A 19,328-nucleotide genomic window follows, 5' to 3' on the forward strand; every position below is an offset into this window, starting at 1 on the left:
GTCTACGGTACTTGCGTGAACGGCAACGACGCTCTCATCAAGTACCGCGCGGACCTGAACGTGGCCTCGATTACCCTCGACGCCCCGCAGCGGCGCAACGCGCTCTCGACTCGCATGATCGGCGAGCTGCGCGAGGCCATCGCCGAGGCGGTGGCGGACCCGGTCGTGCGGGTCATCGTGATCGACCACACCGGGCCGGTGTTCTGCGCCGGCGCGGACCTGAAGGAGTCGGCCGCGGCGACGCGGCTCGAAGACCTCCCGGCGGCGCATCTCGCCGAGCTGCTGGCCGACATCGACGAGGCCCCGAAGCCGGTGGTCGTGGCAGCGAGCGGCGGCGCGAAGGGCGGCGGCATGGGGCTCATCGCCGCCGCGGACCTCGTGGTCGCGGTGCACGACGCGCCGATGTCGTTCAGCGAGGTCAGGCTGGGGGTGGTGCCCGCGGTGATCGCGCCGGTGGTGGCGCGCCGGCTCGACCGCGGGCTCATGCGGCGCCTGTTCCTCACCGGCGAGTCGTTCGACGCGACGGCGGCCCAGTCGTGGGGCCTGGTCGCCCACGCGGTGGCCCCGGACGCGCTCGCGAAGTGGCAGGGGGAGCTCGTGCAGAGCCTCGTGTCGGGCGGGCCGTCGGCGCAGGCGGGGATCAAAGTGCTCACGGCCACACCGGATCTGCGCGGGGAGCTGCGCGCCGCGGCGGCACTTACGGCGGAGTACTTCTTCTCCGAAGAGGGCCGCGAAGGGGTCCGTTCGTTCATTGAGAAGCGGCCCGCCTCCTGGGTAGGATTACCAGCCGCCGACCGACCTGATCGGAGTCACCTGTGCGCGCACTCCTGGCCCTGACCTCGCTCCTCGCGGCGCTCGTACTCGCGGGCTGCACCGAGGACGCGCGGGACGCGCTGCGTCCCAGCCGGACCGGCTGCTACTTCACCACCGGGATCGGTGAGACGCACCTCTCGTCGGAGCAGGCGTCGAACGCGGCCACGATCGCGGCCGTGGGCCTGCGCGACGGCATGGACGAGCGGGCGGTCGCGGTGGCGATCACCACGGCGTTCCAGGAGTCGGGGCTGGAGAACGTGGACTACGGCCACGACGACTCCCTGGGCCTGTTCCAGCAGCGCCCGAGCATGGGCTGGGGCAGCGAAGCAGAGCTCATGGACCCGGTCTACGCCTCGTTCAAGTTCTACGAGAAGCTGCGCCGCACCGACGGCTGGGAGGACATGACGCTCGCCCAGGCCGCGCAGGCGGTCCAGGTGAGCGCCTACCCGGAGCTGTACGAGCAGTGGGAGGAGCGGGCCACCGTGATCGCCGCGGTCTTCGCCGGGGGGAACGGGTCGGGCATCGGCTGCGTCAAGGGGAACGCGCCGGAGGTCGCGGCCGATCCGGCGGTCCTGGCGGAGGCGTTCGCGTACCATTGGGGCGCAGAAGTGTCCGAAGTGGACGAAACGACGGTCGTGATCGATCCGGACGACGCCGCCGAGGGCTGGAACCGGGCCGCGTGGGCGGTCGCCAGGTCCTACGACTTCTCGATCGCCAGCGTCGCGTACGGAGGCATGGTCTGGGCCGCGGGAGAGGACGGCTGGGTCGAGCCGGACGCGGAGGACCACGGCGAGGCCGCCGTCGCGATCGCGAACGACAGCCACGCCGCCGTGATCATCACCTTCGCGGCCGCCTGAGCAGCCGGGCGGCAGAGTTCCGCCCCGGTTCACCGCCGCGACGTCCTGACGTTCCGGACCATCCACGCTCGCTTGCTGGGCTGAACGGGTCACAAACCCGCTCAACTCCCCCGAAGCGAGGTACATACCATGCGCCTTTCGCGCCGCATCCTGCTCGCGTCCTCCGGTGCCGCCGCCGCGTCCGGCATCCCGGCCGCGGCGTGGGCCGAGACGAGAATCCATCCCGTCCTCGAAGCCGACCCGTTCACGCTCGGCGTCGCCTCGGGCGACCCCGAGCCCGACGGCGTGGTCCTGTGGACCCGCCTGGCGGTGGACCCGCTCGCCGAGGACGGCTTCGGCGGCATGCCGAACGGCGTCTTCGACGTCAAGTGGGAGGTCGCCAAGGACGACCGCTTCCGCCGCCGCGTCGCCTCCGGCCGCAAGCTGGCCGCAGCCGAGACCGGCTTCAGCGTCCACGTCGAGGTCGAGGGCCTCGAACCGGGCCGCGAGTACTACTACCGGTTCAAGACCGGCCGCTGGACCTCCCCGGTCGGGCGGACCCTCACCGCGCCCTCGCGCCGGTCGATGCCGAACGAGCTGCGCATGTCGTTCGCGTCCTGCTCGCAGTACGAGCACGGCTACTTCACCGCCTACCGGCACATGGCCGAGTCGCGCCCCGACCTCATCCTGCACCTGGGCGACTACCAGTACGAGTACAAGGCCGGCGTGTACCTCTCCCCCGACGGGAACGTGCGCGACCACGAAGGGCCCGAGACCGTCACGCTCGCGACCTACCGCCAGCGCCACGCCCAGTACAAGACCGACCCGGACCTCCAGGCCGCGCACCTGGTCGCGCCGTGGCTGGTGATCTGGGACGACCACGAGACCGAGAACAACTGGGCCGACGAGGTCCCCGAGGCCGGCTCCGACACCCCGGACACGGCGGACTTCCTGGTGCGCCGGGCCGCGGCGTTCCAGGCGTACTGGGAGAACATGCCGCTGCGCCGGTCCTCGGTCCCCGAGGGCATCGACATGCAGCTGTACCGGCGGGTCCGGTGGGGCCGGCTGGCGAACTTCCACCTGCTCGACACCCGCCAGTACCGCGACGACCAGGCGTGCGGCGACGGCACGCAGTCGAACTGCGCCGACGCGTGGGACGAGTCCCGCACGATCACCGGTGCGGCGCAGGAGGAGTGGCTGATCGACGGCTTCCACGAGTCGAGCGCCCGCTGGGACGTCATCGGCCAGCAGGTGTTCTTCACCCAGCGCGACAACAGCGCCGCCGCCGACGTGCTGCGCACCAGCATGGACGGCTGGGACGGGTATGCGGCCTCGCGGCAGCGGATCATCGACGGCTGGGTCGAGGCGGAGGTGCGCAACCCGGTGGTGCTCACCGGCGACGTGCACACCCACTGGGCCGGGGAGATCCTCCCGGACTTCCCCGACGCGCAGGGCGACTCGGTCGGCGTGGAGCTGGTGGCCACCTCGATCACCTCGGGCGGCAACGGGGTCGACTCGGTGCCCGAGGACAACTCGGCGCTGGTGATCAACCCGCACATCAAGTTCCGCAACGCGCAGCGCGGGTACGTGGAGACCGTCATCACGCCCGACCGGATGGACGTGAACTTCCAGGTCGTCCCGCAGGTGACCGTGCAGGACGCGCCGGTGTACACGCGGCGGTCGTACACGATCGCCGACCGGGACCGGTCCCTGCACCAGACCTACGACCGGCCCGTGGACGCCTCGACGATGTCGACGAACACGAGCCCGTTCGCGGACTCCGACGAACTCGCCGACGACTACCTGAACTAGCTCCCCCGCAACGGGAAGGGCGGTGCCGTGCCGATCGATGACGCACGGCGCCGTCCTTTCCGCCCCTTTCCGCGCGCTTATCCGGAGCGCTGCGAATGCACCGAATCGCGGCTCCCGGCCGAGGTCCGGCCCCGAACGCCGGTCCCCGGCGGTTGCCTCCGGAGGCTACAGTGAGCAGTGATCGCACACCCTTCTCTTTGCCCGGAGCAGTGACCATGACGTATCCGCCGCAATCGCCCGAACCCCATCAGTACGGCGCCCCCGGTCCGCAGGGGCCGGCCCCGCAGCAAGGCGGCACCGGCGACTTCGCCACCGAGTGGGGCATCAAGGAGCACCCGGGCCGGCCCAAGAAGGTCAACCAGCTGACGCAGCTGCTGTGGGCCTACTTCGGCCTGTCGGTCCTGATGCTCCTGTTCGCGATCGTCGGCGTGGCGACCGCGCCGTGGTACATCGCGACCGGCTTCATCGTCGCGTCCGGCATCGTGGGCCTGGTGTTCCACGGCCTGTCGATCGGCATCGCGTACTTCATCACCAAGGACAAGCTCGGCGTCTTCAACGCGCAGGACCCGCGCCTGCCGCTGTGGATCGGCCTCGGCCTCCTCGGCCTGTTCTCCCTCGGCGGCCTGTGGGGCGGCTGGGGCTGGTTCGCGGCCCTGAGCGTCATCATCGGGCTCGCCCGCCTCGCGGCGGTCGGCGCCGGCTTCTTCCTGCTCTCGCAGCCCGAGGTCGTGCACTACCTGCGCTCGCGCCCGGGCAACCAGCCCAAGACCCCGCCGCAGGGCGGCTACGCGCCCCAGCAGGGCGGGTACGCCCAGCAGCCGCCGCAGCAGGGCTACCCCCAGCAGCAGCCCGCCCCGGGCTACCCGCAGCAGCAGCCCCCGAACCCCGGCCAGCAGCAGGCGCCCCCGCCCGGGTACCCGCAGCAGTAGAGCCTGAGACACCAAGGGGCGGAACCGTTTCGGTTCCGCCCCTTCGCCGTGCCCGGGGGTCGCGGGAGGACCGGCCCGAAAATTTAGGCAATCGGTTGCACTCAAACCATTGACTCCCTGAAAGCCCTTGCCTTAGATTCATTCAAATGCCTCAATATGACCCTCACGAGAGGTGACCAGCGAAATGCGAAGAACAGCGAGACTGCGGATCGGTGCGGCACTCGCCGCCGCCGCGGTGGTGATCGCCGGGACCGCCATGTCGATGACCATGGCGGCGGCCGAGAACGCCGGCGAGCCGACCTACTCCACCCAGGCCCTCGGCACCAACCTCAGCATCGGCGCGGGCGCCGACGGCACGAGCAAGGCCGCCGGCACCAGCTACGGCAACGTCATCGACGGCAACGCGAGCACCTACTGGTCCCCCAGCGGGTCCACCGGTCGGATCTCCGTCAAGTGGGGCTCGGCGCAGACCGTCTCCACCGTCGTCATCACTACCGCCTCCGGCGGCGGCACCATCGGCAACTGGCAGGTCGTCAACAACGACAACGGGTCCGTGCTGGCCTCCGGCACGGGCGCGGGCACCATCACCTTCTCGGCGACCTCCCTCAAGAAGATCAACTTCGTCATCACCAGCGCCTCCGGGACGCCGCGGATCGCCGAGTTCGCGACCTACACCGGCACCCCCGACGGCTCGACGACCGAGGAGCCGACCGAGGAGCCCACGACCCCGGGCGACCCCGGCACGACCACGCCGCCGCCGAGCTCCGACGCGCTCTACGCCGCCCCCAACGGCAGCGCGAGCGCGGCCGGCACCATCGGCGCCCCGACCACGATCGCCTCGGCGATCAGCCGGATCAGCGCGGGCGGCACGATCTACCTGCGCGGCGGTACCTACAACCTGTCGTCGACGATCGACATCCCGCCGGGCAAGGACGGCGTCTCGGGCAACCGCACCGAGCTGTTCGCCTACGGCTCGGAGCAGCCCGTGCTCAACTTCTCGGCGCAGGCCGAGAACACCGCCAACCGCGGCATCGCGCTCGGCGGCGACTGGTGGCACGTCAAGGGGATCGTCGTCGAGCACGCCGGCGACAACGGGATCCTCCTGGGCGGCAGCAACAACGTCATCGAGCGGGTCGTGACCCGCCACAACGCCGACACCGGCCTCCAGATCGCCCGGTACACCGCGGGCGCGCCCTCCAGCGAGTGGCCGGCGAACAACCTCGTCCTCAGCTCCGAGTCGCACGACAACGTCGACTCCGACGGCGAGGACGCGGACGGCTTCGCCGCCAAGCTCACCTCCGGCTCCGGGAACGTCTTCCGGTTCTGCGTGGCCCACAACAACATCGACGACGGCTGGGACCTGTACACCAAGGGCGACACCGGACCGATCGGCCCGGTGCGCATCGAGGACTCCCTCGCCTACGACAACGGCACGCTCTCCAACGGCGGCCAGGCCGGCAACGGCGACCGCAACGGCTTCAAGCTCGGCGGCGAGGACATCGCCGTCAACCACACGGTCGTGCGCACCATCGCCTTCGAGAACGGCAAGCACGGGTTCACGTACAACTCGAACCCCGGCTCGATGACGATCACCGACAACCTGAGCGTCCGCAACGGCGAGCGCAACTTCAACTTCGACGCCGGGAGCTCGGTCTTCCGCGGCAACACCTCGTGCGACAGCGGCTCCAACGACCGCATCGTGGGCAACTCCGACAGCTCGAACCAGTGGGACACCGGCTCCAACGGCTCCCGCTGCTCGGCCTACGGCGGCAGCCTGAGCTGGAGCTTCAACTCCGGCGGCACGCTCGTGGTGACCATCGGAGGGGCGGTGGTCGACCTCTAGGGCCCCGCGACAGGCCCCGTCGAGAACGCGCAGCGGCCGCTCCCCGGCACAGGGAGCGGCCGCTTCGCACGCGTCTGGGGACCGGTCTAGTCCTCGTCGGTCCGCAGCGCGGCGATGAACGCCTCCTGGGGGACCTCGACGCGGCCGATGTTCTTCATCCGCTTCTTGCCCTCCTTCTGCTTCTCGAGGAGCTTGCGCTTGCGGGAGATGTCGCCGCCGTAGCACTTGGCGAGGACGTCCTTGCGCAGCGCCCGGATGGTCTCGCGGGCGATGATCCGCGACCCGATCGCCGCCTGGATCGGCACCTCGAACTGCTGGCGAGGGATGAGCTTCTTCAGCCGCTCGGAGAGCCGCACGCCGTACGAGTACGCCTGGTCCTTGTGGACGATCGCGGCGAACGCGTCGACCCGCTCGCCCTGGAGCAGGATGTCGACCTTCACCAGGTCGGACTCCTGCGCGCCGTCGATGTCGTAGTCGAGCGAGGCGTAGCCCTTGGTGCGGGACTTGAGCTGGTCGAAGAAGTCGAAGACGATCTCCGCGAGCGGCAGCGTGTACCGGATCTCGACCCGGTCGGTCGAGAGGTAGTCCATGCCGATCTGAACGCCGCGCTTGGTCTGGCACAGCTCCATGACCTGCCCGATGTACTCCTTCGGGGTCAGGATGGTGGCCTTGGCGACCGGCTCGGTGATCGAGTAGATCTTGCCCTCGGGGAACTCCGAGGGGTTGGTGACCTCGACCTCCTCGCCGTCCTCCTTCACGACCTGGTAGACCACGTTCGGCGCGGTCGAGATGAGGTCGAGGTTGAACTCGCGCTCCAGCCGCTCCTGGATGATCTCCAGGTGCAGCAGGCCCAGGAAGCCCACGCGGAAGCCGAAGCCGAGCGCGGCCGAGGTCTCGGGCTCGTACTGCAGCGCGGCGTCGTTGAGCTGCAGCTTGTCGAGGGCCTCGCGGAGGTTCCCGTAGTCGGAGCCGTCAATCGGGTAGAGCCCGGAGTAGACCATCGGCTTGGCCTCGGTGTAGCCGGGCAGTGCCTCGGTCGCCGGGTTCTTGTTGAGCGTGACGGTGTCGCCCACTTTGGACTGCCGCACGTCCTTCACGCCGGTGATGAGGTAGCCGACCTCGCCGACGCTCAGGGCCTTGGAGACCACCGGCTCGGGGCTGATGACGCCGATCTCCAGCAGCTCGTGGTCGGCGCGGGTCGACATCATGCGGATGCGGTCGCGGGCGCTGAGCTTGCCGTCGACGACCCGGATGTAGGTGACGACGCCGCGGTAGACGTCGTAGACGGAGTCGAAGATCATCGCGCGGGCGGGCGCGTCGGGGTCGCCCACGGGCGCGGGGACCTGCGCGACGACCGCGTCCAGGAGCTCGGCGACGCCGACGCCGGTCTTGCCGGAGACGCGCAGGACCTCCTCGGGCTCGCACCCGATGAGGTGGGCGATCTCCTCGGCGTACCGGTCGGGGTCGGCCGAGGGGAGGTCGATCTTGTTGAGCACCGGGATGATCGTCATGTCGTTGTTCATCGCCAGGTACAGGTTCGCGAGCGTCTGCGCCTCGATGCCCTGCGCGGCGTCGACCAGCAGGATCGCGCCCTCGCAGGCGGCGAGCGAGCGGGACACCTCGTACGTGAAGTCGACGTGGCCGGGGGTGTCGATCATGTTGAGGACGAACTCCCCGCCCTCGGCGGCGCCCGAGCGCGCGGTCCAGGGCATGCGCACGGCCTGCGACTTCACCGTGATGCCGCGCTCGCGTTCGATGTCCATGCGGTCGAGGTACTGCGCGCGCATGAGGCGGGCGTCGACGACCTCGGTGATCTGCAGCATGCGGTCGGCCAGGGTGGACTTCCCGTGGTCGATGTGCGCGATGATGCAGAAGTTCCGGATCGACTCCGGCGCGGTCGAACCTGGCGCGTTGGTCACGTTGACCTTCCCTCTCGGCTGCACGGTATGGCTCTCGCCACACCCGCCCGCGGGCCGTGCACGGTGACGGCTCGATTCAGGGGCGGGCTTGACAATTCTGCCCTACCGGCCCGGGTGGCCCCGCCCACCCGCCGCGAAAAGGCGTCCCGCTCACGCGCGGGAGGGCGCCGAACGGCCCCGGCCCGCCGGGGCGGGAGCCGGGGCCGTCCTCTCGGGTGTCGCTATGCGGTGGCTGCGACAGGTTCACGCTCGTCGACGCCCACGGCCTTCACCCGGGCGCGCACGGCGCCGGCGGTGAAGAGGACGGCCCCGGCGGCGAGCCACGCGGCGAGCGTCAGCAGTGCGGTGTCGGCGCCCGCCCCGTCGAAGTAGGCGACCGAGCGCACGAGGGTGCCTCCGGCGCCGGGGGTCAGGAACTGGCCGAACGCACCCCAGTGCGCGGGCAGCAGCTCGGGCGCGGCGGTCATGCCCGACAGCGGGTTGCCGATGAGCATCACGATGACCGCGCCGACCGCGAGGCCGGCCCGGCCCAGGAGCTTGAGCAGGCCGAGGATCGTCCAGGAGGAGGCGGCCATCGTCAGCGCCAGCGCGCCCGCGACGGACCAGAAGTCGCCCTCGATCGATTCGAGGACGTACAGCAGGATCGCGGCGACGCCCGCGCCGACGGCCGGGGGCGCGAGGACGGCGGCGGCGATCTGGCGGCCGGTGCCGCGCACGCTCAGGCCGATGAGCGCGGCGATGATGATGCCGCCCATGGCCATCGGGAGGGCCGAGGCGGCGAGCCCGGCGCCGTTCGGGTCGTCGGCGGGCAGGGCCACGACGTCCTCGACGGTGACCGCGACGGTCTGGCCGGCGGCCTGGCCCGTCTGGGCGGCGATCTGGTCGGCGATGCCGGTGACCAGGCGCGCGACGGTGGGCGAGGCGGCCGTGGCGGTGTAGACGGTGACGCCGTCGGGGGCGATCTGGAGGGCGGCGTAGACCTCGCGGTCCTCGATGAGCGACCGGGCCTCGTCCGGGTCGGCGGCGGCGGTGACGTCGAAGCCGTCGGGCTCGGCCTGGTCGAGCTGGTCCTGGACCTGCGCGGCGGCCTCGTCGGGGCCGACGACGGCGATGGGGACCTCGTGTGGTCCCATGCCCGCGGAGGGCCAGGCGAAGGCGAGGGTGATGAGGCCGACGATGAGGGCGAGACCGACGCTGAGGCCGACCACCCGCCCGACCGGGGTCTTCTCGGGGGTTTCCATGGCGGTTTCCAATCGCTCGCAAGATACGTTCCGTATCTTGATGACTTCAAGCTAACATAAGAAACGATCGGTATCTAGGGGGGTCGAGTGGAGCGCAAGGTCGCGTCCAGGCGTCGCGGCGAGGAGCTTGAGCAGGCGATCCTCGAAGCGGCCTTCGAGGAGTTCCGCGAGGCCGGCTGGACCGGGTTCACCATGGAGGGCGTCGCGAAGCGGGCCGGGACCAGCAAGCCGGTGCTCTATCGGCGCTGGCCGGGCAAGGTGCAGATCCTGACCGCGTGCATCGCGAGCCGGCTGCCGCGGGCGTCGGCCGCTCCCGACACGGGATCGCTGCGCGGCGACACCATCGCGTTGCTCACACTCGCCCACGAGCGCATGCGCATGATCGGGCAGAGCGCGATGCTCGGGATGCTCGCGGAGGTCAGCTCCGACCCCGAGGCGCACCGCCAGCTCCTCGCGGGCCTGGTGAACGAGCTCACCGGCCTGCTGACGAAGACGGTCTACGCGCGCGCGATCGCCCGCGGCGAGATCACCGGGGAGCACCTCACCGAGCGCCTGACGCGGCTGCCGATCGACCTGGCGCGCAACGAGTTCATCATCTTCGGGCACATCTCGCGGGAGGCGCTGGAGAGCATGGTCGACGAGGTGGTCCTGCCCGCGCTCCGCGCCCGCGGCGCGAACGTGTGAGGACGCGGGGGTAATGTGCGCGACAGCCGGGGACCGGGAGGCGAGCGGGGCCCGCGACCTGGTGTAACCTGGCTCGCGGTCATGCTCCCAGGGCGTGCGTGTTGCTCGGGTCCTGGTAACGTTGACAGGCGCTCGGAGTGCCCTCTGCCTCTGACGCGATCAATTAAGGAATCCAAGCAATCACGAAACCGAGGCTTCACGCGTGGCGAACATCAAGTCCAAGGAAAAGCGCATTCTCACGAACGAGAAGCGCCGTATCCGCAACAAGTCTGTGAAGTCGTCGCTGAAGACGTCCGTCCGGAAGTTCCGTGAGGCGTCTGCCACTGGCGACGTCGCCGCAGCAGAGACCCACCTGCGCGCCGCCAGCCGCGAGCTGGACAAGGCCGCGACCAAGGGCGTCATCCACAAGAACCAGGCCGCGCAGCGCAAGTCGAAGCTCGCCGCCTCCTTCAACAAGCTGTCCGCCGCCGCCTAAGCGCGCCGAGCGACCAGCACACCAGACTTCAGAAGGCCCGGGGCTCACGCCCCGGGCCTTCGTCGTACTCGGTGTTCGCCGCGCCGGTCAACCGTGGCGGTTCTGGGCCCCGGCGACGAGGTCGTTGAGCTTCACCATGGCGGCCACCGTGAGCGGCAGGATGAGGACCACCCACCACGACACCAGCTCGGTCAGCGCCATCAGCACCGCCAGCGCGACCGACCCCTCGAAGAGCAGCACGCACATCACGTTCGACAGGTAGAGGTGCCTGATCCCCAGTGCCCGGGCGTACCAGGGCCTGCGGGGCCGGCTCACCCGTCCGTGGCGGTACTCAGACACGGGTCCTCCCCGCCGCGCTCAACCGGGTGATCTGGAGGATCGCGTGCTCCAGTGCCCACCCGCGGTCGTCGGCGCCGCCCTTCACCTCGCCGTTGAGCCGCGCGCACACCTGCATCGCCTCGGCGAGGGCGTCGGCGGTCCAGTTGCGGGCCTGCTTGCGGGCCTTCTCGATCTGCCAGGGCGCCATGCCGAGCTGCCCTGCCAGCTGCGCCGCACCGCCCCGTTCGGCCGCCACGCGCGACAGGTTCCGCACCGCCATCGCCAGCGCGTCGGCGATCGGCACGGGGTCGACGCCGACCTGCATCGCCCAGCGCAGCGCGCCGAGCGCTTCGGCGGCGTCGCCGGCGATCGTCGCGTCGGCCACCGTGAACCCGGAGACCTCCGCGCGCCCCGAGTAGTACTGCGCGACGCTCTCCTGCGTGATCTTCCCGTCGGTGTCGGCCACGAGCTGCGCGCACGCCGAGGCGAGTTCGCGCAGGTCCGACCCGACCGCCTGGATGATCGTGTCCGCGATCTCGGCCGAGGCCGACCGCGGCGAGGCCCCGGCGTCGCGGAGCTCCCCGCGCACGAACGCGACCCGGTCGGGCTGCCGCTTGATCTTCGAGACCCGCACCGGGTCGAGCCCGAGCTTCTTCAGCCCCTCCGACAGCGCCTTGCCCTTGTTGCCGCCGTTGTGGCACACGGCGAGGTAGATGTCCGGCGCGGGCTGCTTCGCGTACGCGAGCACGGCCGCGATGGTGTCCTTGTCGACGTCCTGGCCCGACTCGATGACGCCGACCACCGCCCCGCCGAACAGGGTGGGGCTGGTGATCTCGTTCAGCGCCCCGCTCGTGAGGTCGGCGCCCGCGACGCGGTTGACGGCGGGCGCGGGGTCGTGCTCGGGCATCGCGGCGCGCACCGCCTTGACGTACTCGGCGGCGGCCCGCTCGGCGAGGAATTCGTCGTCGCCCAGGATCAGGCGGATCGGTTCAGGTGCAGCCACGGCACCATCCTCCCATGCCGGGCGGGTCGCTCAGGGCCGCGACCGGTCCGGCGCCTTCCTCACCGCGCCCGCCTCCTGACGGCGTGTGCCGACTCGACCCGCGGTGTCCGATCGCCATTCACCCGAACGGCGTCGCCCTGTAGTCGACTCCTCACATCAGTCCTCGGTTCTCACCTCGATCCGTCCTCCGTTCTGCGACACGGTGATCCGTCCGTCCTCGTCTGTCCGGAACACGAGCGCGCCTCTTTCCTCCAAGAGCCCGAGCGGCCCTGGATCGGGGTGGCCGTACTCGTTCCCGGCGCCCACGCCGACCAGTGCCACCGCCGGATCGGACGCCTCCAGGAACTCGCGCATCTGGAACGAGGACCCGTGATGCGGCACCTTCAGCACGTCGACGTCGAGTGCCGCCCCGTGGTCGAGGAGGGCCCGCTGGCCTTCGAGTTCCACGTCGCCCGAGAGCAGGACGCTCGTCCCGGCGACCTCGGCCCGCAGGGCGACCGAGTTGTTGTTCGGGTCAGACCTCGTGCCGCTCATCAGGTCCGGGGGCGGCCCCAGCACCTCCAGCCGGGTCTCGCCGAAGGCGAACACCTCGCCCGGCACCGCCTCGATGAGCGGCACCGCACCGGCCCGCTCCTCCACCAGGTCGAACCCGTACCGGGCCTCTCCCGGTGGCGGCGCGAGGATCGCGGCGACCTCCCTTCCCTCCATCACGCCGCCGATGCCGGCGGTGTGGTCGATGTGGAAGTGCGACAGCACGAGCAGCGCCACTCGCTCCACGCCGAGCGCGTCGAGGCACGCGTCGACGAGTGCCGGGTCGGGCCCGGCGTCGACCACCACCGCCGCGTCCCCCGCGGGCAGCACCAGCGCGTCCCCCTGTCCCACATCGCACATGGTCACGACCCACCCGGACGGCGCCCCGCGGGAGAACAGGCACGCGGGGATCGTCCCCAGCCCCGCCGCGAGGAGCACCGCCAGCACCGCGCGCCGCAGCCGGCGCAGGTGCAGGAGCCCGACCACGAGCGCGAGGACCACGGCCGACCCGATGCCCCACCAGACCCCGCCGGGCACCGGCAGCAGCGCGCCCGGCACCTCGGCGCCCGTGCGCGCCAACCAGATCAGCCACCTCGCGGGCAGGGCGGCAAGCTGCGCCGCGACCTCGCCCGCCGGGACCCACACCGCCGCGGCGGCCGCGGCCCCGACCGAGAGCACCACCACCGGCGCGGCCACCAGGGCCGCAAGGAGGTTGACGGGCACCGACACCAGGCTCACGCCGCTCCCGAGCCCGATCAGCAGCGGCGTCACCGCCACCTGGGTCGCGAGCGGGATGGTCACGGCGAGCGCGGCGCCCTGCGGCCAGCCCCGGTGCTCCAAGGGCTTCGCCCACCGGAACGCCAGGAGCAGCAGCCCGACGCACGCCGCCACCGAGAGCGCGAACCCTGCCTGCGCGGCCATGTCCGGGTCGGCGAGGACCACGAGCAGCACCGCGGTGGCCAAGGCGGGCATCGCGGCCCGCGGTCGCCCGGCGGCCAGCGCCAGCAGCGTCATCCCGGCCATGACGGCCGCTCGCAGGACGCTCGGCTGCGGCCCCGCGACGACCACGATCATCCCGGCCGCCACCGCCCCCGCGACCACCCGCGCCCGGGGCCCGGCCCTGCATGCGACCGCCACCGCGAGCACCGCCCCGACGATCAGGCTCAGGTGGTATCCGGAGACCACCACCAGGTGCACGAGCCCGGTCGTGCGGAAGTCCGACGCGAGGTCGGAGTCCATCATCGAGGTGTCGCCCACCGCGAGCGCGGGGATCAGGCCCGCTTCCGGTTCCGGCACCGCTTCGACGGCTGCGGCGAGCCGGTCCCGCACGTGGGCGGCGAACCGGTGCTGGAGTGCCGGCGCGCCTTCGGGTTCGGGCGGGCCCCGGGCGCTGACGACGGCGGCCGTGAGGCGGCCGGGCCCGGCCTCCCGGAGCACCGCCGGGACGACGACCCGCTGCCCCGCATCGACTTCCAGCCACTCCCCGCCGCTCGCGACGAGGAGCACCTGCCAGTTCCCTTCGAGCACGGCGCCGCCTGACTCGAACGACCGCAGTCTCGCGGTGGCCGTGACCATGTCGGGCCACCGGGTCGACTGCTTCGGCACCGTGCGCAGCACCAGTGCCGCGTCCCCGTGCGCCTCAGCGGAGGTCAGTGAGGCGAGCCCGGGATGGTCGCGGACGGCGACGTGCGCGGTGGTGACCCCGGCGCCGAGCAGCGCCCCGAACGCGACCGTGGCCGCCGCGGCGGCGACCGCGTGCTCGTTCCGGAGCCCCAACGCCACCAGTACCGCGCAGCCGGTCGAGATCACCAGTCCCGCGACGGCGCCGCCGGACAGGACCGCGAGCGCGGCGGCCCACACCCCGGCCGCCACGAGCGGCAGCCGCCAGTCCCGCCGCACCACCTCGGACGGCGGTGGCCGGAGCGTGAACTCGGCGCTCACGACGGGACCCCGGGCGAAGCCGGAAGGCGACCGTGCCCGGACCGGCGGCTTTGCATTCGCCCTTCGCAGCGCCCCATGCCGATCACAGGGTCACCTGCTCGCGGAGCTGCTCCAGGAGCGCCGACCCGATGCCGGAGACCTCGGACAACTCGTCCACGGACTGGAAGCTGCCGTTGGACTCGCGGTACTCGATGATCCGCTCGGCGAGGACCGGCCCGATCCCGTTGAGCGCGTCCAGTTCCTGCACGCCGGCGACGTTGACGTTGACCAGTCCGCCGCCGCTCGATCCTTCGGCGCCGGGCGGCGGCACCCCCGATGCGGCGGCGTCGGGCACGGCCACGAGGTCGCCGTCGGCGACGACCCGCGCGAGGTTGAGGTACCCGGGGTCGGCGCCCTCGGCGAGCCCGCCCGCGGCCTCGATGGCGTCGGCGACACGGGCGCCGGTCTCCAGCTCGACGATGCCGGGCCGGTTCACCGCGCCGGCCACGGAGACGACGATGAGCTCCGGCGACGCCTCGGCCGCCTCCGGCGCCGGCACCGGTGCGGTGGCGGCGGGCTGCGACTCGGGCCAGGACAGGAGGGTCACCGCGAGGCCCACCACGGCGACCAGGACGCCGACGATCGCCAGCACCCACCGGTTGAGGTGCGAGAGCCCGAAGCGGTGCTGGAGGCGTTCGATGCGGTCCTCGAACCGGCGCGCGGGCGGGCCCTTGGGGACGGGTTCGGGCCGGGTCTCGCCGCTGTCGGCGTCGACGGTCTCCTTGCACACCTCGCCCTCGGCGGCGTGGAGTTGGAGCCTGAGGCGGGCGGCCAGGGCGTCGGAATCGGGTGCGGTCGTCGGTTCGCGTGTCATGACCGGCTCAACGAGCGAAGGACACGGCCGTGACTGAGATTCTTCCAGCCTGTGGATAACTCAGAGCGACCTGTGGACAACCCCGGTTCGTGTGGACGAGGCCACTGCACGCTGGGATAATGCGGCGCTGCCAAGCCGCCCAACATGAACGGAGATTCACGGCAAATCGGACACCCGGGGACCCCCCATTTCAAATCTACGCGGGGCCGCCGACAACCGTCGTAAGTCAGGCCCGACGACGCGTAATGACGCCGACCAGGCCCGGGCCGCAGTGCGCACCCACGGCCGCGCCGACCTCGGTCACGTCCATGCGCCGCAGCCGGCCCTCGAACCGCTCCTGGAGCCACCCCGCGAGCGCTTCCGCGCGCCGCTCGGAGCCCAAGTGGTGCACCGTCATCTCGACCTCGGCCTCGCCCGCGTCGGCCACCGCCAGGGCCGCGAGCCGCTGCAGGCCGCGGGTGGGGGTCCGGACCTTCTCGATCACGTCGATGCGCCCGTCCTCAACGCCGAGAATCGGTTTCACCGACAGCGCGGTCCCCACGATCGCCCGAGCCGCGCTGATGCGGCCGCCGCGGCGCAGGTACTCCAAGGTGTCGAGGTAGAAGTAGGTCGTGGTCCGCCCGATCGCGTCCTGCGCCGCCGCGGCGGCCGACAGCAGATCGAGGCCCTTCTCGGCCGCCTCCGCGGCCGCGAGCGCCGGATACCCCACGCCCATCCCCGCGCCGAGCGAGTCGACGACCGCGACCTTCCCCGCGAACCCCGCGGCGGCGGCCTCAGCGGCCGCCACGGTCCCCGAGAGCCTGCCCGACAGGTGCACCGACACGATCCCGGTGGCACCCTCGTCGAGCAGCCGCTTGTACGTCGCCCGCAGCTCCTCCGGCGGCAGGCCCGAGGTCGTCACGGTCTGGCCCTCGCGCATCGCGCGCAGGATCGCCTCGGCCTGCACGTCCTCGCCCTCGCGGTACTCGGTCCCGCCGATCAGCACCGGGATGCCGAGCACCGTCAGCCCCTCGTGCGGAGCGCGCAGCGCTTCCGGAAGGGCCGACGTGGAATCGGTTACGACGACGGTCACCCGGCCACAGTACCTAACCCGCGGTCTCGGCCTCCGAGACCACGAACGGGGTGCCCTGCTGGCAGGTGGACATCATGCCGGTGTCCACGACGCCGTGCAGCGTGACCTGCGCGCCCGCGTAGACCACCGACGAGTCGAAGCTCCCGAAGATCCCGTACACGGTCCCCTCGAACTCCAGGACCAGGCAGCCGGACTCGACGCCCGACTCGATCGTCCCGGTGATCGTCGTCGCGGAACCGCCCCCGGGCTTCGACGTCTCGTCGAGCGGCGGGAACGAAGTGGTCTCGTCGGGCACGGGGCTCTCCTCGGTCGTTGCGTCGGTCGGCGTGGCGCTCGCGGTCGTGGGGGCCGCCGAGGTCTCGTCCTCGGAGCCGCTGCCGTCCGCGCCGCAGCCGGTGAGGACGGCCAGCAGGAGTCCGCCGGTCAGCAGCCCCGCGGCATGCGCGATTCGCCTGTTTCGGGATGTATGCGTGTCCATGGCGGTTCGACGTCTCCGGTCCCGGCGCGGTTGCACCACGCCCGAAGCCTAGATCCCGAGGAGGGATCGGGTCCAGCACTCGGGCCCGAAATCCCCGCTACCGGGCGAGCTGGCCCTTCGCGAGCGGGCTCGCGCCGACCGTGTGCGGCGCCGGAACGCCCAGGTTGTAGCCGAACAGGCGCCACTTCCCCGACCGCATGCGGCGCAGGTCGGCCCAGTGCGCGTTGTCCATGCCCGAGAGGCTGCTCGTCGGCGCCTGGTCCCAGCCGAGGATGCCGCCGACGATCTGCCGGGCCGAACCGCCGTGGCAGACCACGATCGCGGTCCCCTCGACGTCCGAGTCGATGATGTCCCGCACGGCCTCGGCAGTGCGCCGGTGCAGTTCGTTCCAGGTCTCGATCTCGGGGTGCTGCAACGGCTCTCCCGCGCGCCACCGCCGGTGGTCGTCGGGGAACTGCTCGGCGATCTCGCTGCCGGTCAGCCCCTCCCAGGGCCCGTAACCGCGCTCCTGGAGCCGCTTGTCGAGCTCGATCTCGACCCCGGTGAGCTCCGAGACGGGCCTCGCGGTGTCGATCGCGCGCCGCAGGTCCGAGGAGATGATCCGCGCCGGCTCGTACCGGGCGAGCTCGGGACCGGCCTCGACCGCCTGCTCCCGGCCGGTCTCGTCGAGGTCGATGTCCGACGATCCCTGGATGCGCCCGGCGATGTTCCACTCGGTCTGCCCGTGGCGGACGACGAGGAGGCGGTTCACCGCTCGTCCTCGCCTTCGTCCCCGCCGACCTCGGTGCGGCGCTCGCGCTCGACCTCGGCCTGGTCGATGAACTCGATCTCGGGGCAGTCCTTCCAGAGCCCGTCGAGCCCGTAGAAGACGCGGGCCTCCTGGTGGAAGACGTGCACCACGATCTCGTTGTAGTCCAGGAGCACCCACTGCTCGCCGCCCTTGCCTTCGCGGCGCAGGGGGCGGGTGTCGTACTCTTTGATGAGGCGTTCCTCGACCGCGTCGACGACCGCGTGAACCTGCCGCTCGTTCGAGGCCGAGACGATCACGAACACGTCGGTGAGCGCGATCTTCGAGGTGACGTCCCGGAGGTTGATGGCGAAGGCCTTCTTGTCAGCCGCTGCCTGGGCAGCTGAGAAGGCCAGGGTCTTGGCGGTTTCGCTTGCGGTCACGAACGCTCCTGTCGACGAGTCCCCACCGGCACTGCGCCGGTTCAGCTCTAGTTTTACACGTGCCGTCCGACGCCGACCTCCCAGTTTCGCGCCGGTCGCTGTGCGACTCGTCCCAGACGTCAGCCGCGGTACAGCCCGCGGTCCGCGATGAACGCCGCGACCGCGTCCGGCACCAGATAGCGGAGCGGCTGCCCGTCCGCCACCCGCTGCCGGCACTCGGTCGACGAGAGGTCCACCGCCGGCATGTCGATGAACTCGACCTCGATGCCGAAGGAGGTGTCGACCTCGCTGCGCGAGTGCCCCGGCCGGTTCAGCGCGATGAACTTCACGGCATTCACCAGCTCGCCGACCCGGTGCCAGGTGTGGAGGTTCTCCAGGGAGTCGGCGCCGATGATGAAGAACAGCTCGACTTCGCCCTCGTACTCCCCGCGCACGTCGGCGACCGTGTCGACGGCGTACGTCGCGCCCTCGCGGTCGATGTCGCAGGTACTGATCCGGAACAGCGGGTCGGACCCGATCGCGAGCCGCGTCATCTCCAGGCGCGCAGCCGCATCGGTGACCTTGATGTGGGCCTTCTGCCACGGATCGCCGGCCGGTACGAAGACCACCTCTTCCAACCGGCATTCGAACGCGGCCTCACTGGCGGCGACGAGATGTCCGAGGTGCGGAGGATCGAACGTCCCCCCGAACACCCCGATACGTCGGACTCGCTGCTCAACCACAGGCCGAATCCTATCGTGCAATTCCGTTTCCGGACACAAACGGAAGGCCCCCACCTGTGGTGGGGGCCTTCCGTTTCTGTTTCATGTTTGGCGGTGTCCTGCTCTCCCACACCCTCTCGAGTGCAGTACCATCGGCGCTGGAAGCCGTAACGACCGGGTTCGGAATGGGACCGGGTGTGTCACTTCCGCTCTCACCACCAAACAAACCTGTGCGACGCCCCGCTCGGGTGTCGTGGTCTGCTCGGCGAACACCCCTGGCGGGGGTTCTGGCCTGAGCTGACTCTGTCGAGTCTGAGCGGCCGGCGGGCCCTATCGGGTCCGCGACCTGTGTTGTCTCAGAATCGCATAGTGTGCGTGAATGTGGTTTCTACCTGACCGTTGCCGGCCGTAGTGTTGTGTTAAGTTCTCGGCGGTTAGTACCCGTCCACTCCAAGCATTGCTGCTCTTCCATGTCGAGCCTATCAACCCCATCATCTTTAGGGCGCCTCACCAGCATTGCTGCTGACGGAGATCTCATCTTAGAGCACGCTTCCCGCTTAGATGCTTTCAGCGGTTATCGCTCCCGAACGTAGCCAACCAGCCATGCACCTGGCGGTACAACTGGCACACCAGCGGTTCGTCCATCCCGGTCCTCTCGTACTAGGGACAGCCCTCCATCAAATCTCCTGCGCGCGCGGCGGATAGGGAC

The 19,328-nt window shown here is 70.9% G+C and carries 17 protein-coding genes, 2 rRNA genes and 1 pseudogene; 7 read left to right on the plus strand and 13 right to left on the minus strand.

All coding sequences use genetic code 11. The annotated features are described in order from the left end of the window. Window positions 1-15 precede the first annotated feature (15 nt). The 5 genes from BLS99_RS20190 to BLS99_RS20210 all read left to right on the plus strand — a co-directional run bounded on the left by BLS99_RS20190 (window position 16) and on the right by BLS99_RS20210 (window position 6,233). Entirely contained in the window at window positions 16-837 is an 822-nt protein-coding gene (locus BLS99_RS20190) for an enoyl-CoA hydratase-related protein (protein WP_218126741.1), read from the plus strand. Further along, a complete protein-coding gene (locus tag BLS99_RS20195; protein WP_091053502.1) occupies window positions 816-1,670 on the plus strand; it encodes a hypothetical protein in 855 nt (284 codons plus the stop codon). Before BLS99_RS20190 ends, BLS99_RS20195 begins: the two co-directional genes overlap by 22 nt. 129 nt (window positions 1,671-1,799) lie before the next feature. After that, on the plus strand, window positions 1,800-3,461 hold the full coding sequence (locus tag BLS99_RS20200; RefSeq protein ID WP_091053503.1) for an alkaline phosphatase D family protein: 1,662 nt from the start codon (window positions 1,800-1,802) through the stop codon (window positions 3,459-3,461). A 215-nt stretch (window positions 3,462-3,676) separates the two neighbouring features. Further along, window positions 3,677-4,390 (plus strand): hypothetical protein, encoded by a 714-nt coding sequence (locus tag BLS99_RS26395; protein WP_176953450.1) that lies wholly within the window; start codon window positions 3,677-3,679, stop codon window positions 4,388-4,390. Between the two features lie 184 nt (window positions 4,391-4,574). Further along, window positions 4,575-6,233, plus strand: coding sequence for a hypothetical protein (locus BLS99_RS20210; protein WP_176953451.1), 1,659 nt, complete (start codon window positions 4,575-4,577; stop codon window positions 6,231-6,233). Between the two features lie 86 nt (window positions 6,234-6,319). Here BLS99_RS20210 and lepA read toward each other — a convergent pair whose 3' ends face one another. Together lepA and BLS99_RS20220 are read right to left on the minus strand one after the other, a co-directional pair. Beyond that, window positions 6,320-8,152, minus strand: coding sequence for a translation elongation factor 4 (gene lepA, locus BLS99_RS20215; RefSeq protein WP_091053504.1), 1,833 nt, complete (start codon window positions 8,150-8,152; stop codon window positions 6,320-6,322). A gap of 221 nt (window positions 8,153-8,373) precedes the next feature. Then, window positions 8,374-9,393 (minus strand): YhgE/Pip domain-containing protein, encoded by a 1,020-nt coding sequence (locus BLS99_RS20220; RefSeq protein WP_091053505.1) that lies wholly within the window; start codon window positions 9,391-9,393, stop codon window positions 8,374-8,376. An 87-nt stretch (window positions 9,394-9,480) separates the two neighbouring features. On the opposite strand from BLS99_RS20220, the gene BLS99_RS20225 reads away from it, so the two are divergent. Together BLS99_RS20225 and rpsT are read left to right on the plus strand one after the other, a co-directional pair. Beyond that, window positions 9,481-10,077 (plus strand): TetR/AcrR family transcriptional regulator, encoded by a 597-nt coding sequence (locus BLS99_RS20225; RefSeq protein ID WP_091053506.1) that lies wholly within the window; start codon window positions 9,481-9,483, stop codon window positions 10,075-10,077. A gap of 202 nt (window positions 10,078-10,279) precedes the next feature. Further along, window positions 10,280-10,552 (plus strand): 30S ribosomal protein S20, encoded by a 273-nt coding sequence (rpsT, locus tag BLS99_RS20230; RefSeq protein ID WP_091053507.1) that lies wholly within the window; start codon window positions 10,280-10,282, stop codon window positions 10,550-10,552. Between the two features lie 111 nt (window positions 10,553-10,663). On the opposite strand, the pseudogene BLS99_RS25810 reads toward rpsT, so the two are convergent. The 11 genes and pseudogenes from BLS99_RS25810 to BLS99_RS20280 form a co-directional block, all read right to left on the minus strand. After that, window positions 10,664-10,891: pseudogene (locus BLS99_RS25810) on the minus strand (hypothetical protein); the annotation flags it as partial. Beyond that, the gene (gene holA / locus BLS99_RS20235) at window positions 10,884-11,873 is read right to left on the minus strand and encodes a DNA polymerase III subunit delta (protein ID WP_091053508.1); all 990 of its coding nucleotides are present in this window, start codon (window positions 11,871-11,873) and stop codon (window positions 10,884-10,886) included. The pseudogene BLS99_RS25810 and the gene holA, both read right to left, overlap by 8 nt. A gap of 156 nt (window positions 11,874-12,029) precedes the next feature. Continuing rightward, the gene (locus tag BLS99_RS20240; protein ID WP_091053509.1) at window positions 12,030-14,345 is read right to left on the minus strand and encodes a ComEC/Rec2 family competence protein; all 2,316 of its coding nucleotides are present in this window, start codon (window positions 14,343-14,345) and stop codon (window positions 12,030-12,032) included. Window positions 14,346-14,427: 82 nt separating this feature from the next. After that, window positions 14,428-15,198, minus strand: coding sequence for a helix-hairpin-helix domain-containing protein (locus tag BLS99_RS20245; protein ID WP_091053510.1), 771 nt, complete (start codon window positions 15,196-15,198; stop codon window positions 14,428-14,430). A 226-nt stretch (window positions 15,199-15,424) separates the two neighbouring features. Next, window positions 15,425-16,270, minus strand: a complete 846-nt coding sequence (locus tag BLS99_RS20250) for a DegV family protein (RefSeq protein ID WP_091053511.1) — start codon at window positions 16,268-16,270, stop codon at window positions 15,425-15,427. 13 nt (window positions 16,271-16,283) lie between these two features. Further along, entirely contained in the window at window positions 16,284-16,748 is a 465-nt protein-coding gene (locus tag BLS99_RS20255; protein ID WP_218126742.1) for a hypothetical protein, read from the minus strand. A gap of 97 nt (window positions 16,749-16,845) precedes the next feature. Continuing rightward, window positions 16,846-17,499, minus strand: a complete 654-nt coding sequence (locus BLS99_RS20260) for a histidine phosphatase family protein (RefSeq protein WP_176953452.1) — start codon at window positions 17,497-17,499, stop codon at window positions 16,846-16,848. Continuing rightward, window positions 17,496-17,918, minus strand: coding sequence for a ribosome silencing factor (gene rsfS / locus BLS99_RS20265; RefSeq protein WP_091053513.1), 423 nt, complete (start codon window positions 17,916-17,918; stop codon window positions 17,496-17,498). The genes BLS99_RS20260 and rsfS overlap by 4 nt, the downstream gene beginning before the upstream one ends. A 119-nt stretch (window positions 17,919-18,037) precedes the next feature. Then, window positions 18,038-18,640: a nicotinate-nucleotide adenylyltransferase gene (gene nadD, locus BLS99_RS20270; protein ID WP_091053514.1), complete on the minus strand. Its 603-nt coding sequence runs from the start codon at window positions 18,638-18,640 to the stop codon at window positions 18,038-18,040. Between the two features lie 85 nt (window positions 18,641-18,725). Further along, window positions 18,726-18,842 (minus strand): 5S ribosomal RNA (rrf, locus tag BLS99_RS20275). A 192-nt stretch (window positions 18,843-19,034) separates the two neighbouring features. Then, window positions 19,035-19,328, minus strand: a 23S ribosomal RNA gene (locus tag BLS99_RS20280); the annotation flags it as partial.

The sequence above is a fragment of the Glycomyces sambucus genome (genome assembly GCF_900102815.1).
GTDB lineage: Bacteria > Actinomycetota > Actinomycetes > Mycobacteriales > Micromonosporaceae > Glycomyces > Glycomyces sambucus.

What these genes read in the sequence shown, in the direction of transcription:
- BLS99_RS26395 (WP_176953450.1), top strand. Translation starts at nt 3,677, where the DNA reads ATGACGTATCCGCCGCAATCGCCCGAACCCCATCAGTACGGCGCCCCC.
- BLS99_RS20245 (WP_091053510.1), bottom strand. Translation starts at nt 15,198, where the DNA reads ATGACACGCGAACCGACGACCGCACCCGATTCCGACGCCCTGGCCGCC.
- BLS99_RS20220 (WP_091053505.1), bottom strand. Translation starts at nt 9,393, where the DNA reads ATGGAAACCCCCGAGAAGACCCCGGTCGGGCGGGTGGTCGGCCTCAGC.
- BLS99_RS20210 (WP_176953451.1), top strand. Translation starts at nt 4,575, where the DNA reads ATGCGAAGAACAGCGAGACTGCGGATCGGTGCGGCACTCGCCGCCGCC.
- BLS99_RS20255 (WP_218126742.1), bottom strand. Translation starts at nt 16,748, where the DNA reads ATGGACACGCATACATCCCGAAACAGGCGAATCGCGCATGCCGCGGGG.
- BLS99_RS20200 (WP_091053503.1), top strand. Translation starts at nt 1,800, where the DNA reads ATGCGCCTTTCGCGCCGCATCCTGCTCGCGTCCTCCGGTGCCGCCGCC.